This window comes from Paraconexibacter antarcticus (genome assembly GCF_024220175.1).
In the GTDB taxonomy this organism is placed as follows: Bacteria; Actinomycetota; Thermoleophilia; order Solirubrobacterales; family Solirubrobacteraceae; genus Paraconexibacter; species Paraconexibacter antarcticus.
This window is the reverse complement of the sequence record NZ_CP098502.1, coordinates 1,226,276-1,238,550: the sequence shown is the minus strand read 5'-3', so window position 1 is coordinate 1,238,550 and position 12,275 is coordinate 1,226,276. Positions and strand designations below refer to the sequence as shown.

15 protein-coding genes are annotated in these 12,275 nt (G+C 76.3%); 4 read left to right on the top strand and 11 right to left on the bottom strand.

Features of this window, described 5'->3' with window-relative positions:
• Positions 1 to 72 precede the first annotated feature (72 nt).
• The 5 genes from add to cdd are packed head-to-tail and all read right to left on the bottom strand — an operon-like array spanning position 73 to position 4,872.
• A complete protein-coding gene (gene add / locus NBH00_RS06230) occupies positions 73 to 1,092 on the bottom strand; it encodes an adenosine deaminase (RefSeq protein ID WP_254572488.1) in 1,020 nt (339 codons plus the stop codon).
• Entirely contained in the window at positions 1,085 to 2,422 is a 1,338-nt protein-coding gene (locus NBH00_RS06225) for a thymidine phosphorylase (protein WP_254572487.1), read from the bottom strand. The genes add and NBH00_RS06225 overlap by 8 nt, the downstream gene beginning before the upstream one ends.
• Positions 2,419 to 3,138: a deoxyribose-phosphate aldolase gene (gene deoC, locus NBH00_RS06220; protein WP_254572486.1), complete on the bottom strand. Its 720-nt coding sequence runs from the start codon at positions 3,136 to 3,138 to the stop codon at positions 2,419 to 2,421. Before deoC ends, NBH00_RS06225 begins: the two co-directional genes overlap by 4 nt.
• A gap of 4 nt (positions 3,139 to 3,142) precedes the next feature.
• On the bottom strand, positions 3,143 to 3,958 hold the full coding sequence (locus tag NBH00_RS06215) for a purine-nucleoside phosphorylase (protein WP_254572485.1): 816 nt from the start codon (positions 3,956 to 3,958) through the stop codon (positions 3,143 to 3,145).
• Positions 3,955 to 4,872, bottom strand: coding sequence for a cytidine deaminase (gene cdd, locus NBH00_RS06210; RefSeq protein ID WP_254572484.1), 918 nt, complete (start codon positions 4,870 to 4,872; stop codon positions 3,955 to 3,957). The genes NBH00_RS06215 and cdd overlap by 4 nt, the downstream gene beginning before the upstream one ends.
• Positions 4,873 to 4,922: 50 nt before the next feature.
• Here cdd and upp point away from each other — a divergent pair, with 50 nt between their 5' ends.
• Together upp and NBH00_RS06200 are read left to right on the top strand one after the other, a co-directional pair.
• Positions 4,923 to 5,549 carry a uracil phosphoribosyltransferase gene (gene upp, locus NBH00_RS06205; protein WP_367401304.1) on the top strand — a complete coding sequence of 209 codons (627 nt, stop codon included), beginning with the start codon at positions 4,923 to 4,925 and terminating at the stop codon, positions 5,547 to 5,549.
• On the top strand, positions 5,546 to 6,211 hold the full coding sequence (locus tag NBH00_RS06200) for an HAD hydrolase-like protein (protein ID WP_254572482.1): 666 nt from the start codon (positions 5,546 to 5,548) through the stop codon (positions 6,209 to 6,211). Before upp ends, NBH00_RS06200 begins: the two co-directional genes overlap by 4 nt.
• 59 nt (positions 6,212 to 6,270) lie before the next feature.
• Here NBH00_RS06200 and NBH00_RS06195 read toward each other — a convergent pair whose 3' ends face one another.
• From NBH00_RS06195 to NBH00_RS06175, 5 genes are read right to left on the bottom strand one after another with little or no spacing between them, the layout of a single operon-like run.
• Positions 6,271 to 6,678 carry a hypothetical protein gene (locus tag NBH00_RS06195; RefSeq protein WP_254572481.1) on the bottom strand — a complete coding sequence of 136 codons (408 nt, stop codon included), beginning with the start codon at positions 6,676 to 6,678 and terminating at the stop codon, positions 6,271 to 6,273.
• Positions 6,675 to 7,643, bottom strand: a complete 969-nt coding sequence (tilS, locus tag NBH00_RS06190) for a tRNA lysidine(34) synthetase TilS (protein WP_254572480.1) — start codon at positions 7,641 to 7,643, stop codon at positions 6,675 to 6,677. The genes NBH00_RS06195 and tilS overlap by 4 nt, the downstream gene beginning before the upstream one ends.
• 30 nt (positions 7,644 to 7,673) lie before the next feature.
• A complete protein-coding gene (locus NBH00_RS06185) occupies positions 7,674 to 8,858 on the bottom strand; it encodes an adenylate/guanylate cyclase domain-containing protein (RefSeq protein ID WP_254572479.1) in 1,185 nt (394 codons plus the stop codon).
• Positions 8,855 to 9,283, bottom strand: coding sequence for a hypothetical protein (locus tag NBH00_RS06180; protein WP_254572478.1), 429 nt, complete (start codon positions 9,281 to 9,283; stop codon positions 8,855 to 8,857). The genes NBH00_RS06185 and NBH00_RS06180 overlap by 4 nt, the downstream gene beginning before the upstream one ends.
• Positions 9,284 to 9,324: 41 nt before the next feature.
• Positions 9,325 to 9,867 carry a hypothetical protein gene (locus tag NBH00_RS06175; protein ID WP_254572477.1) on the bottom strand — a complete coding sequence of 181 codons (543 nt, stop codon included), beginning with the start codon at positions 9,865 to 9,867 and terminating at the stop codon, positions 9,325 to 9,327.
• Between the two features lie 25 nt (positions 9,868 to 9,892).
• On the opposite strand from NBH00_RS06175, the gene NBH00_RS06170 reads away from it, so the two are divergent.
• Together NBH00_RS06170 and NBH00_RS06165 are read left to right on the top strand one after the other, a co-directional pair.
• Positions 9,893 to 10,660, top strand: coding sequence for a phosphorylase family protein (locus NBH00_RS06170; protein WP_254572476.1), 768 nt, complete (start codon positions 9,893 to 9,895; stop codon positions 10,658 to 10,660).
• A 3-nt stretch (positions 10,661 to 10,663) separates the two neighbouring features.
• Positions 10,664 to 11,548 carry a DMT family protein gene (locus NBH00_RS06165; protein ID WP_254572475.1) on the top strand — a complete coding sequence of 295 codons (885 nt, stop codon included), beginning with the start codon at positions 10,664 to 10,666 and terminating at the stop codon, positions 11,546 to 11,548.
• A gap of 57 nt (positions 11,549 to 11,605) precedes the next feature.
• On the opposite strand, the gene NBH00_RS06160 is transcribed toward NBH00_RS06165, so the two are convergent.
• Positions 11,606 to 12,049 (bottom strand): hypothetical protein, encoded by a 444-nt coding sequence (locus NBH00_RS06160; RefSeq protein ID WP_254572474.1) that lies wholly within the window; start codon positions 12,047 to 12,049, stop codon positions 11,606 to 11,608.
• Between the last annotated feature and the right edge of the window lie 226 nt (positions 12,050 to 12,275).

Below are 12,275 nucleotides of genomic sequence, written 5' to 3'. Positions count from 1 at the left end.
CGTGCTCCTCTTTCGTCAGCTGTGAATGGGGACAGCGGACGGTGAGTGACCCTTCTCGCCGCCCGGCGGATCCTATAGCCGGTTCGGTCTGCCGTGCAGACCATTTACGAGGGCGTCGCGTGCCGGTGTGTCGAGGAAGGCGGCGTCGAGCGCCGTCCGCGTGATGCCCGCGAGCGCCGCGTCGTCGAGCCCGAAATGCGCCTGCGCGAGCCCGTATTCCTCGCCGATCGTCGCTCCGAAGTACGGTGGATCGTCGGACGCGAGGGTGACCGGGACGCCGGCCGCCATGAGCGCCGGCAGCGGGTGGTCGGCGTACGACGGGTAGACCCCCAGGGCGACGTTCGACGTCGGACAGACCTCGAGGACGATCTTGCGCTCGGCGAGCTCGGCGACGAGCGCCGGGTCCTCGATCGCGCGCACGCCGTGGCTCAGGCGGACGACCCCGGGCAGCGCGAGCGCGGCACGCACGGACTCCGGCCCGGCGTGCTCGCCCGCGTGGCAGGTGCAGCCGAGGCCGGCGTCGTGGGCGATCGCGAACGCACGCGTGAAGTCGCCGGCCGGGTAGCCGGCCTCGTCGCCGGCCATGTTGAAGCCGACGACGTACTCGTGGGGCATCGCGGCGGCCTCGGCGGCGACCCGCTCCGCCGCCTCCACGCCGAAGTTCCGCACGATCGAGACGAGGATCCGGCCCTCGATCCCCGTCGCGGCGCGCGCCTCGTCGATCCCCTGGAAGAGACCGGCCCGGTGCTCGGCCTCGGTGAGCCCGACCGCCCGCGCGTGGTCGGGGCTCGCGATGAGCTCAACGTAGCGGACGTCGTCGGCGGCGCACGCGACGAGGTACTCGTAGACGACGTCGCGGTAGTCCTCGGCCGTCCGGATGACGCTCGCCGCGAGGTCGTACGTCCGCAGGAAGTCGAGGAAGTCGGTCCAGCGGAACGTGTCCTCGCCGGCGAGGAGGCCGTCGGGGATCGCCACGCCGTTCCGCCGGGCGAGGCGGCGGATGAGCTCGGGCCGGGCGGTGCCCTCGAGGTGGACGTGGAGCTCGGCCTTCGGGACGGCGGGTACCGGCACGGCGGGGTGCTGCTCAGGCATCGGGGGCGCGGACCTCCTCGGTGACGACGGGGGCGTAGGCGCTCCAGCCGGCCTCGTTGCCGACCTCGATCGCCGCGCGGACGGCAGCCGCCGCGGCCTCGGCCTCATCCTCGGTGCGGGCGTGGACGACGGCGAGCGGCCGGTCGTCCGGGCCGGGGCCGACGGCGTCGGCGGGGCCGGCGACGTGGCTGAGCCCGACCCGGTGGTCGATCGTGTCCTTGTCCGTGCGGCGGCCGCCGCCGAGCGCGATGACGGCGAGGCCGAGGGCCCGTGTCGCGTGCCGCAGCACGACGCCGCCGCGCTCGGGGTGGACGGGCCGGACGACCGGAGCGGCGGGCAGGTGCGCGTCCGGGCGCTCGAGCAGGTCGGCGGGGCCGCCGAGGGCGACGACCATGCGGGCGAAGCGGTCGGCGGCGGCGCCCGACTCGAGGGCGGCACGCGGGTCGCCGTCGACGCCGGCGAGGCGCAGCACGGTCGTGGCGAGGGCGAGCGTCACCTCGACGAGCCGCGGGTCGGCGGCGGCCGGGTCCGTCAGCGCCGCGACCGACTCGGCGACCTCCAGGCCGTTGCCGGCGGTCGTGCCGAGGACGCGGTCCATGTCGGTGAGCAGCGCGACCGCCGGCAGCCCCGCGCCGGTCGCGACGGCGACGAGCGTGCGGGCGAGCTCGCGGGCGTCGTCGACGTCCTCCATGAAGGCGCCCGAGCCGTGCTTGACGTCGAGGACGAGCGCCCCGAGCCCGGCGGCGAGCTTCTTCGAGAGGATCGACGGGACGATGAGGTCGCGGGTCTCGACCGAGCCGGAGGCGTCGCGGATGGCGTAGAGGCGTCGATCGGCCGGGGCGAGGTCGTCCGTCTGGCCGACGACGGCGCAGCCCGCCGCCTCGATCGCGGCCCGCAGGCGACCCAGGCCGGGGGTGCTGACGTAGCCGGGGATCGCGTCGAGCTTGTCGAGCGTCCCGCCGGTGTGGCCGAGGCCGCGCCCGGAGATCATCGGGACCGCCGTCCCGCAGGCGGCGAGGATCGGCGCGAGCAGCAGGCTCACCTTGTCCCCCACCCCGCCCGTCGAGTGCTTGTCGACAACCGGGACGTCGAGGTGGTCCCAGCGCAGGACCGTGCCGCTGTCGCGCAGGCCCTCGGTGAAGGCGACACGCTCGGGGTCGGTGAACCCGCGGAGGAAGACGGCCATCGCGAAGGCGCCGACCTGGGCGTCGGAGAAGCCGCCGTCCGCGATCGCCGACGCGATCGCGTGGAGCTCGTCGCGGGTGAGGGCGCCGCCGTCGCGCTTGCGCCGGATGAGCTCCGCGGGGAGGAGCGCGGGCCCGTCGCTCATCCGCCGGCGGCCGGCGCGCGGGTCGCCAGGAGGTCGTCGAGGAGCGTGCTCGCGCCGAAGCGGAAGGTGAACGGCGAGGCCCAGGCGATGCCCATGACCTCCTCGGCGAGGGCGAGGTAGGCCTCCGCGTCCGCGCGGGTGCGCACGCCGCCGGAGATCTTCACGCCCGCCGGGCGGTCGTGGGCGGCGACGGCCTCGAGCAGGATGCGCGCGCTCGCGAGGTCCGTGCCGGGGCCGACCTTGCCCGTCGACGTCTTGAGGAAGGCGGCGCCGCCGCGGAGGGCGGCGTCGGCCATCGCGCGGGTGGCCGCCGCGTCGCCGTGGGATCCGGTCTCCAGGATCACCTTCAGGTGGCCCGGGCACTCCGCGGCGCAGGCGGCGACGAGCCGCTCGACCGCCTCGTGGTCGCCGGCGAGGTGCGCGCGCCACGGCGCGACGACGTCGACCTCGTCCGCGCCCTCGTCGACGAGCGAGGCGGTGTCGCGCGCGGCGCCGTCGGCGTCGTCCTCCCCGGCGGGGAAGTTCGCGACGGTGGCGACGCGCACGCCGGTCCCGTCGAGGGCCTCCGCGGCGACCGACACGAACCGCGGCATGACGCACACCGCGGCGACGGGTCCGGCCGGGGTGATGGCCTTCACGCAGAGCGCGTCGACGACCGCGGCGGTGTCGTCGTCGTTCAGGCTCGTGAGGTCGAGCAGGCTGATGGGGTCGGGCATCGACTCAGAGCTCCGGGAGGACGGTGGTGAGCAGGGTCTGCAGGTGGCGGGCGCCGTCGGCGGCGCTCGCGAGCGTCTGCTCGTGGGAGAGCGGCTCGCCGCCCATCCCCTCCGCGAGGTTCGTGATCGCGGAGATCGCCGCGACGCGGAGCCCCGCGTGGCGGGCGACGATCACCTCGGGGACGGTCGACATGCCGACGGCGTCGGCGCCGAGGGTGCGGAAGGCGCGGATCTCGGCCGGTGTCTCGAAGGAGGGCCCGCTGACGGCGAGGTAGACGCCCTCGGCGAGCGGGACGCCGGCGCGCTGCGCGGCGGCGAGGAGCTGCGCGCGCAGGCCCGCGTCGTAGGCGTCGCCGAGCCCGACGAACCGCGGCCCGAGCGCGTCGTCGTTCGGGCCGACGAGCGGGTTGACGCCCATGAGGTTGATGTGGTCGCTCAGGACCATGAGGTGCCCGGGCGGGACCTCGGGCCGCAGCGAGCCCGCGGCGTTCGTCGCGACGAGGGTCGTGGCGCCGAGCGCCGCGACGGTGCGGACGCCGACGGTCAGGGCGGGGCCGGCGTGGGCGGGCGGGAGCTCGTAGACGTGCGCGCGCCCCTGGAGGACGGCGACGCGGCGGCCCGCGAGCGTCCCGACGACGAGCCGCCCGGCGTGGCCGCTCACCGTCGAGGCGGCGAAGCCCGGCAGGTCCGCGTACCGGATCGCGACCGCGTCCTGCACGGCGTCGGCGAGCCCTCCGAGGCCGGACCCGAGGATGAGCGCGATGTCGGCGCGGACCGCGTCGCCGTGGCGGTCGAGCAGGTGGCGGGCGGCGTCGGTCATGCGAGCGCCTGCTCGTCGAAGGCCAGCGGGAGGAGGCTGCCGAGGGTGACGGTGCGGCGGGCGCCCTCGGGGCCGCAGAGGTGCACCGGCGTGTCCGGGCCGGCGAGCTCGGAGAGGCGCTGGCGGCAGCCGCCGCACGGCGTGACGAGCGGCGTGTCGGCCATGACGGCGACCTCCACGATGCGCGTGTGGCCGGCGGCGACGAGGGCGCCGATCGCGCTCGCCTCCGCGCACTGGGACTGCGGGTAGGCGGCGTTCTCGACGTTCGCGCCGAGGTGGACGCCGGCGGCGTCGCCCCCGGCGCGCAGGGCGGCGCCGACGCGGAAGTGCGAGTAGGGCGCGTGCGCGCGTCCCATCGCGACGCGGGCGCCTTCGACGAGGTCGGCGGGGGCGTCGGCGCGCGTGAGGAGCTGGGCGTACCCCTCGGCGACGACCCGCTCGTCGGTGATGCCGAGGGCGGTGCGGAGCGCGGCGACGCGGCCGTGATCGGCGGCCAGGTCCTCGGCGTCGCGGTCGGCGACGGCCTCGAGCTCGAGCCAGTGGCCGAGCCGCTCCACGTCGTCGAGGTGGATGCGGACGTTCTCCCACTGCAGGAGGCGACGAGTCTTCGCGACGACGGGACCGCGGCCGTGGACGTCCTCGAGGGCGGCGATGAGCGCGGCGGCGTCGGGCACGTCGACGCGGCGGTAGGCGCTCGTGCGGGCGGTCGCGGCGTCCTCGCGCTGGTAGGCGATCAGCTGCGCGCCGGCGCCGTCCTCCTCGCGGAGCTTCAGCCGCCCGGACGGCACGGGGAAGTACGTGTCGCGCTGCCGCAGCGTCCCCACCTCGCGGGCCCCGAAGGCGAGCGCGGTGGCGAGGGTGGCGGCCGGGTCCGGGTCGCGGGCCTTCAGCTCGACGTTGCGGTCCGGCTGCATCGGTCGCACCGTAGCGCGTGGCCTCCGCGCCGTTTGTCACCCTGATGGTCTTGCGTCCGCTCCATGTCGTCGACCACCCCCTGCTCGCGCGGCAGATCGCGGTGCTGCGCTCCGTCGCCACCGGCCGTGAGCAGTTCCGCGCCGCCCTGGCCGAGGCCGCGGGCGCGCTGGCGTACGAGGCGCTGCGCGACGTGCCGGTCGCCGAGGTCACCGTGCGCACCCCGCTCGAGGAGACGACCGGCGCCGCGCTCGCCCACCCCGTCATGGTCGTCGCCGTGCTGCGGGCCGGCCTCGGCATGGTCGACGGCTTCCTCCGCCTCGTGCCCGACGCCGCCGTCGGCCATCTCGGGATGCGCCGCAACGAGGAGACGCTCCAGCCGGAGGACTACTACGAGTCGCTCCCGGCCGGGGTCGAGGCGTCGACGGTCTTCGTCGTCGACCCGATGCTCGCGACCGGCGGCAGCGCCGTCGCCGCCCTGACCCGGATGCGCCGCGCCGGTGCCCGGGACCTGCGCCTCGTCTGCCTCGTCGCCGCCCCGGAGGGCGTCGCGGCGGTTCACGCGGCGTTCCCGGACGTCCCGATCACCGCCGGGGCGCTCGACCGCGGCCTCGACGCCCGCGGCTTCATCCGCCCGGGCCTCGGCGACGCGGGCGACCGCATCTTCGGCACCGAATGACACCGGATACGCCCGCCCCCGCCGTCCTCCTCGACCTCGACGGGACGCTCGCCGACTCCCCGGCCGGGATCGCCGCCGCGATGAACGCGACGCTCGTCGCCAACGGGGAGCGCGAGCGGACGGCCGCCGAGCTGCGGCCGTTCATCGGGCCGCCGCTGCACCACACCTTCGGCACGCTGCTCGACCGGCCGGCCGACGACCCCGGGCTCGACGAGGTCATCGCCGGCTACCGCGCGCGGTACGCCGAGCTCATGTTCGGTCTCACGCCGGTGTACGCCGGCATCCCGGAGGCCCTCGACGTGCTCGTGGCCGCGGGCTGCACCCTCGCGGTCGCGACGTCGAAGGCGCAGCACCTCGCGGTCGCGCTCGTCGAGGGGCTCGGGCTCGCGGGACGCCTGAGCGCGGTGTGCGGCCCCGTCCCGCCGGCCCGCGACGACAAGGCGACGACGGTCGGCCACGCCCTCGCGGCCCTCGGCGGCCCGTCCCGCGCCGTCATGGTCGGCGACCGCTCGCACGACGTCGAGGGCGCCCGGGCCCACGGGCTGCCGTGCGTCGGCGTCCTGTGGGGCGCGGGCGACGAGGCCGAGCTCGTCGCGGCGGGCGCCGTCTCGCTGTGCCGCGCGCCGGCGGACCTGCCGTCTGCCGTCCTCGCCCTCCTCTGAGCCGGCGGACCCGCCGTCCGCCGTCCGCCGTCCGCCGTCCTCGCCGCGGCCGCGGGCGGTCAGGCGGGGCCGGCGTCCACCACCAGCACCTCGATGCCCCACGTCCGGAGCGCCTCGGCGAGCCAGCTGCCGCCGGTGACCGACGCGGCGGCGGCCTCGTCCGCGAAGGCGATGACGAGACGCGGCGGCGCGGGGTGGGCGTAGGCGCGCGCGAGCGTCGTGAGCTTCAGCGCGTCGCGGGCGACCTTGTCGAGCTGCGGCCCCTTCAGGCGCCCGCGGCGGGCGAAGAGCTCGGCGAAGACGGTCTGGGCGGCGTCGACGCCGTCGACGTCCGCGGTGGCGCCGCCGGGGAGCGCCATCGTGCGGGGCTCGAGCGGGACGCCGAGGGCCGTCGCGGCCGCGCTGCGGATGGCGGCCTCGGCGCGGCGCTGGGCCTCGGCGGGGTCGATGTCGTCGGCGGCGGTCATGCGGCGTCCACCGTATCCCCGCGCGCGGGCCGGGGCGGTGTCCGCCCGAAGCGCAGCACCCCGCCGGCGACGAGCGCGCGCGCCCCGTCCCCCACGTCGAGCGCCCCGTCGCCGAGCTCGAGCAGCTCCGGCAGCCGGGCCGCCGCCCGCGGGCACGGTCGCCCGCCGATCGCCCGCTCGGCGAGCTCCCGGACGACGAGCCGGGCGAGCGCGACCGGCAGCCGCGCGAGCTGGTCGACCGCGATGTGGTCCCGCCCGGCCAGCGCGGTCTCCACGACGGTGCCGAGCACCTCGGCCTCGTCGCGGAGCAGCGCGGCGGTGTTCAGGACGTTCGCGGCCGCCCGCCCGTCCACCGCCTCCAGCGCGGGGACGAGGCCGTGCCGGATGCGTCCCCGCGCGTAGCGGTCGGTCTCGTTCGTGGCGTCCGTCCGCCAGCCGAGACCGCGGGCCGCGCAGTACGCCGCGGTCTCCTCGCGCGTCACCCCGAGCAGCGGCCGCACGAGCCGTCCGGACCGCACCGGCATCCCGAGCAGCGCCCGCCGGCCCGGCGAGGTCGCCAGGCGGTAGAGGATCGTCTCGACCTGGTCGGTCGCGGTGTGGCCGGCCGCCAGCCGGGCGCCCGATGCCGCGGCGGCGAGCGCCCCGGCCGCGTAGCGCGCGTCCCGGGCCCAGGCCTGGAGGTTGCCGCTCTCCGGCGGCCGGCGCGCGTGCTCGACGTCGAGCGGCACCTCGAGGCGGCGGCAGAGCGCCGCGCAGTGGTCGGCGTCGCCGGCCGCCTCGTCGCGCAGCCCGTACTCGACGTGCAGCGCGCGCACCGCGTCGCGCCCGGCGAGCGCCACCGCGACGTCGAGCAGGCAGACGGAGTCCTGGCCCCCGCTGAGCAGGACGATGACCGCGCCGCCGTCCGGGAGCAGGCCGGTGGCGCGCACCCGCGCGAGCACCGCGTCGGTGACGGCCGCCGTCATCGGCCCGAGTGTAGGCGGCCCCGGCGGCCGCTACTCGTCGATGAGCGACGCGAGGAAGAGCTCGGTCGGGTCGGTGAAGCCCTTCAGGCGCACCTCGCCGATCCGCTCGAACTCGAGGTGCGGGCCGGCGGCGTCGACGAGCGGCCGCGTGACGATGACCTCGCCGCCGGCCGAGCGGGCGGCGACGCGGGCGGCGAGGTTCACCTCGCGCCCGTAGTAGTCACCGTCGCGGTAGAGCGTCTCGCCGTAGTGGACGCCGATGCGCGGCAGCGGCCGCTCGGTCATGAGCGACTGGAAGCCGACTGCCCAGTCGACGAGCGCCGCGGGGTCCGAGCCGACGACCATGACCTCGTCGCCGATCGTCTTGATGACGCGCGCGTCCTCGGGCAGCGTGTGCTCGACCGCCTCGACGAACCGCTCGACGGCGCCGACCGCCTCCTCCTCACCCTGCTCCTCGGTGAGGCGCGTGTAGCCCGCGAGGTCGGCGAAGGCGATCGCGACGCGCAGGCGCCCGAGGTCGAGCTGCGTCTCGGAGAGGTCGGACTCCATGTGCCCGATGACGTCCTGCTCGACGAAGTGGTGCAGGAAGCGCTGGTGCAGGTGGTCCATCAGCGGGCTGGCGAGCGGCAGCAGCTGGCGCGTCAGCCCCTCCATCTCCTCGGCCATCTGCAGGCCGGGTATGCCCTCGCGCATGAGCGGCTCGTGGACGTACAGGTGGAAGAGGCGGACCTCCGCGTCGGCGACCTGGGCGAGCGCCTGCCCGTAGACGCGGCACATCTGCAGGAACGCGACGAGCGGCAGGCCGGCGGCGAGCGCGGCGGCGCTGTAGCGCAGCATCTGCACGTCGTCCTCGGTGATCTGCGCGGTCCAGCTCACGCTGAAGCCGAGCGACGACCCGATCCGCTCGATGAGCGCGGGCTCGAGCCCCGTCTCCTTCGCCGCCTCCGCGAGCGTGTAGTCGGGCTCGTCGACGCGCAGGAGGTCCTCGGCGTACCCGAAGGCGAGGCGGCCGTCGTCGGTCGCCTGCCTGATCTCGGCGAGCGGGTGGCCGCGCTCGCGCAGGCGCGCCACGATCCGGGCGTGGGCGATCATGCCCTGCGTCCAGCCCGCGTCGCCGAGGGGGACCACGCCGCCGCTGACCCAGCGCTTCAGGGTCGCGGGCGTGACCCCGACGCGCCGGGCGACATCGGCGGTGCTGGGTGTCGTCCCCGTCACACGCGCAGGTGCGGGTACTCGGCGTCCACGACCTCCGTGAACGCCGAGTAGACCGGCTTGGTGATCGGGATGAGCGACAGCGCGGCGCGCAGGTCACCCGTCGTCTTGATCCGTCGGCGTGCGACCGCGAGCGCGATCGACTCCTTGCCCTGGAAGTAGCGGTTGGCGGTCTCCGACGACATCTCCATGCGGACGGCGGGCTCCCAGTCGATGTCGTCCGACCAGACCCAGACGAGGTTCCCGTCCTCGCCCTCGCGCGTGGCGCGGACGTTCACGACGAGGCCGACGTCGGAGAAGGCGAAGCGCTGCGGGACGTCGGCCGCGCGCAGGCGGGGACCCATGGCCGGGTGCTCGCTGAGCATCGTGAAGATGCGGTCCATGACCGCGCGGAACTCGTCGGAGGAGTGGAAGGCGGGCGCGGCCACGGCGTTACGGCTCCTCGCGGGACGGGCAGTGCGCCCGCCGGCTAGGACGGGCGCTTGGAGGCCGCAGAGCGACGGGCGGCGGCACGGGCGGCCGGGACCTTGCTCGCGGCGGTGCCACGGGCGGCGGCCGGCTTGCGCGCGGCCGGCTTCGCGGCGGCGGGCTTGGCGGCGGCGGGCTTCGCCGGCGTCGCCGCGGGCCTGGCGACGGCGGCGGCGGGCTTCGCGGCGGCCGCGGGCCGGGGCGCAGCGGCGGGGGCGGGCTTGCGCGCGGCGGGCTTGCGGGCCGCCGGGGCCCGGCGGGCCGGCGCGGCGGGCTTGGACTCGAGGGCCGAGACGCGCGCGGTCAGCGCGGCGAGGTCGGCGCGCAGGGCGTCGATGTCCGTCGCCTGCGCCGGGCGGGCGCCCTCGAGGGTGTCGCGCAGCCGGCCGGCGACCGAGGACAGCTCGTCGGCCAGCTCCTGGACGCGCTTCTGCGTGCCCTCGGCCTGGTCGGCAGTCGCCTGGAACGCCTGATCGACCGCCGCACGGACGGCCTCGGCGCGCGACTGCTTCGCGCTCTTCTTCTTGTCATCTCGCTTGGCCACGGCGCGACTCTATCCTTAGTCGCCGGTGTCGGCACAAGTGCATCACCTCAGGCCGACGACGGGCCTCGCCCCGCGGGGCATCCTCTGCGGCGATCCGGCGCGGTGCCTGGTCCTGGCCACGGCGCTCACCGAGCGCCCGATCATGTTCAACCACGCCCGCGGGCTGTGGGGCTACACGGGCACCGCCGCGGACGGCGAGCCGCTGACGATCCAGGCCACCGGCCTCGGCGCGGCGAGCGCCGCGATCATCACCGGCGAGCTCGCCCGGCTCGGCCTCGAGACCTTCGTCCGGGTGGGGACCGCCCGTGCGCTGCCCGGCGCCGACGGGACGACCGCGCCCGCGGGCACCGCCATCGCCGTCACCGGCGCGCTCGCCGCCGACGGCCCCTCCCGCACGCTCGGCGCCGGCCCGGCGGTCCTCCCCGACCCCACCCTCCTCGCGCGCCTGCGCGCGAATACGGGCGGGGTCCCGGTCACCGCCGGCCTCGTCGCGAGTGCCGACCTCCCCCACCCGCCGGCCGCCGACATCGCGGCCTGGGTCGCCGCCGGCGCGGTCGCGACCGACCTGCAGAGCGCCGCCGTCCTCCAGGTCGCGGCGAACCACGGGCTGCCCGCCGCCGCGATCCTCGTCGTCACGGGTCCCGTCGGCGACGAGGTGCCCGCCGTCGACGACGACGCCCACCTCGAGGCGGTGACCGCGGCCGCCCACGCCGCGGCGCACGCGCTCGGCCTCCCCGCCCCCGGCGCGACGCCGTCCCCGGGTGCGGCCGTCGGCGCCGGCGGGCAGGCCTGACCCGTGCCGCTCTCGGTCCAGCTCGGGCTCCTGCTCGCCCTCGCGACGGCGTTCGTGTCGATCCTCGGGTTCCTCTTCAAGCACCGCGGCGCCGCCGAGGCCCCGCCCGTCGAGTGGCGCCACCCCGTCCGCTCGACCGTGGCGCTCTTCTCGAACCGCTGGTGGACGATCGGGATCATCGTCGCGACGAGCTCGTGGTTCCTCCACGTCGGCGCGCTCGCGCTCGCCCCGATCTCGCTCGTGCAGTCGATCATCGCCGGCGGGCTCGTCCTGCTCACCGTCGTCGCCGACCGGCTCTTCGGGCTCTCGGTCTCCCGCCGCGAGTGGTTCGGCGTGGCGCTCACCGCGGCCGGCCTCGCGATCCTCGCCGCCACGCTCGGCGACACCGGCGACTCCAAGCACAGCGACTACACGGCGCTGACGCTCGTCCTCTACGTCGGCGGGCTGACGCTCACGACGGTGCCGCTCATGGTCCTCGCGGGCCGGACGGGCCCGTCCCTCGCCGGTCCGCTGCTCGCGGCGGCGGCCGGGCTGCAGTGGGGCGCAAGCGACATCACGATCAAGGCGGCGACCGGGGATCTCGGCGCGGGCGCGCTCGTCGTCGCGCCGCTCGTGATCGTCATCACCGTGCTCTCGCTCGTCGGGCTCGTGACGAGCGCGCGCTCGCTCCAGGTCGGCGACGCGGTGCCCGTCATCGCGGTCACGAGCGCGGCGGCGAACCTCTGCACGATCGCGTCGGGGCTCGTCGTCTTCGGCGAGCCGCTGCCGTCTGGGGCGGGCGGCGTGACGCTGCGCCTCGCGGCGTTCACGCTCGTCGTCGTCGCCGCGACGCTGACGCCCGGGCCGGTCGGCGCGGCGGGGGCGGTCGGGCGTCCCGACCCCGCCTGACCGGCGCGGGGCCGCGACGTCGCCTGCAGGGCGCGCGATCGCGCCCGGTCCGGCGTCCTACTCCGCGGAGACGGAGAGGCGCTCCTGGCTCGTCGGGACCGGCTCCTGGCCCTCGGGCAGGGCGGAGCGGATCGCGGCGACGTCGGACACGAGCCGGTTCAGCTGCTGCTCGATGCGCCCGAGGCGCTGCTCGACGTCCCCGGAGCTGCGCGTGTCGCCGAAGCGCTCGTCGAGGCGGTCGACGCCGTCCTCGATGCCCTCCAGGCGCTGGGAGACGGAGCGCACCCGGCGCGTCAGGCGCTCGATGTCGGCCGCGGACGGGATGTTCAGCGCGCCCATCGCGACCTCCTGCGCCTGCACGGCCTTCTCGCGGGCCTCGAAGGCGCGCGAGACCGCGCCGGTGACGAGCGGGTTCTCGAGGATGTCCTGCGCGAGCTTGCCGATCGCGTCCTCGCCGGCGCGCGTGATCCGCTCGCGCGGGCCCTTCTCGTCACTGCTCATGTCCGTCTCCTGGGTGGGGTGCATCGTGCAGGGTGCTCGGGCCAATGTACCCACGCGATCTTCCTTGGTCACACGAGACGGTCGACCAGGCGCCTGGTCACACGCCCGCAACTCCCGAACGCCGTGTTCGATATCGGTGCACGGACAGGCTGTTTCGACACCCCGTCAAAATTCGTCCTGGTCCAAGCGCTTCAGCGTTGCAATCCCGTCGACGAGCCGGGTAGGC

Bases quoted from the DNA above. Each gene is read 5' to 3' on its own strand.
- cdd (WP_254572484.1), bottom strand. From the start codon at position 4,872: ATGCAGCCGGACCGCAACGTCGAGCTGAAGGCCCGCGACCCGGACCCG.
- NBH00_RS06225 (WP_254572487.1), bottom strand. From the start codon at position 2,422: ATGAGCGACGGGCCCGCGCTCCTCCCCGCGGAGCTCATCCGGCGCAAG.
- NBH00_RS06195 (WP_254572481.1), bottom strand. From the start codon at position 6,678: ATGACCGCCGCCGACGACATCGACCCCGCCGAGGCCCAGCGCCGCGCC.
- add (WP_254572488.1), bottom strand. From the start codon at position 1,092: ATGCCTGAGCAGCACCCCGCCGTGCCGGTACCCGCCGTCCCGAAGGCC.
- NBH00_RS06200 (WP_254572482.1), top strand. From the start codon at position 5,546: ATGACACCGGATACGCCCGCCCCCGCCGTCCTCCTCGACCTCGACGGG.
- deoC (WP_254572486.1), bottom strand. From the start codon at position 3,138: ATGCCCGACCCCATCAGCCTGCTCGACCTCACGAGCCTGAACGACGAC.
- NBH00_RS06160 (WP_254572474.1), bottom strand. From the start codon at position 12,049: ATGAGCAGTGACGAGAAGGGCCCGCGCGAGCGGATCACGCGCGCCGGC.
- NBH00_RS06215 (WP_254572485.1), bottom strand. From the start codon at position 3,958: ATGACCGACGCCGCCCGCCACCTGCTCGACCGCCACGGCGACGCGGTC.
- tilS (WP_254572480.1), bottom strand. From the start codon at position 7,643: ATGACGGCGGCCGTCACCGACGCGGTGCTCGCGCGGGTGCGCGCCACC.